General features: G+C 61.1%; 1 pseudogene. It reads right to left on the bottom strand.

From position 1 onward, the window contains the following. Positions 1–1,003, bottom strand: a pseudogene (locus Q6D67_RS21605) (DDE-type integrase/transposase/recombinase); the annotation flags it as partial. Positions 1,004–1,065 lie beyond the last annotated feature (62 nt).

Raw genomic sequence — 1,065 nt, 5'->3', positions numbered from 1 at the left:
TGCACTTCCCAGCCAACGATCTTGCGGCTGAACACGTCGAGGATCAGGTACAGGTAGAACCACTGGCCGATCACCCGAGTTGGCAGGAAAGTCATGTCCCAGCACCAAAGCTCGTTTGGTGCCGTCGCCACATGTGTTGTAGGCGGTCGCTGCTTTACCGGCTCCTTGGCGCGGCCACGATGCTTGATTTGGTCGGCGCCGCGCAGAACGCGGTAAAAACTCGATTCGCTGGCGATGTATTCACCACGGTCAGCCAGCATGGGAACGATGCGTGTTGGTGGCACGTCCGCGTATTCCGACTGGTTCGCTACCTCCAGGATAGCGGCTCGCTCGTCCTCGCTCAGCCGCGACGCCGGTGGCGGGCGCTGGGCTGTCGGTCTCGCATCACCAAGCGTCAGTGCCTCCGGGTCAGACCAACGCTGCAATGTCCGCCGATCCACACCGATAACCTCGCAGATGGCCGACAGACGAGCGCCTTGCGCCCGCGCCTCTCCAGTCGCACTCAGAATCACTTTGCGATCTTCCAGGGAAGTCATTCGTCCCCGTTCTCGTGGAAGATCGCCTCGAGCTTTTTTGACAACACCAGCAGCGCAGCAGTCTCGGCCAATGCTTTGTCCTTGCGATTGAGGTCCCGCTGTAGCTTACGGATCTGCTGCCGGCTCTTGCGGTCCGCACGGCCTGTGCTCTGCGTGCCCGAGACATCCGACAGCGACTCGCTGGCTTGTGCTCGCCACTGCTCGAGCTCTGCCGGATATACACCGTTTTCACGACACCATGCACTGCGGCTCGCCTCATCCAGGCTGGCCGTGTGGATGACGGCTTCCAGACGCGCTGGGCCGGTCCACAGGCGATCCTGGGAATCACTCAGCGCCTCAGCACGCCACCGGGACAGCGTATCCGCACGCACACCGATCTCACGCGACACAACGTCCAGCGGTGCGCTTTCAGGCGGCAGCAAACGCGCCACCGCTTTGGCCTTGAAGGCCGATGAATATCTTGCCATTGGTCAACTCCACGCCCTCTGTATTATACCTATTGGTGGGGCAACAATGTTGACACAGAGGG

Origin of the sequence: Haliea sp. E1-2-M8 (assembly GCF_030649675.1) — a bacterium.
Classification (GTDB): Bacteria; Pseudomonadota; Gammaproteobacteria; order Pseudomonadales; family Halieaceae; genus Haliea.
Note: the sequence above shows the minus strand (reverse complement) of the source record. Positions and strands in the feature narration are given on the sequence as shown.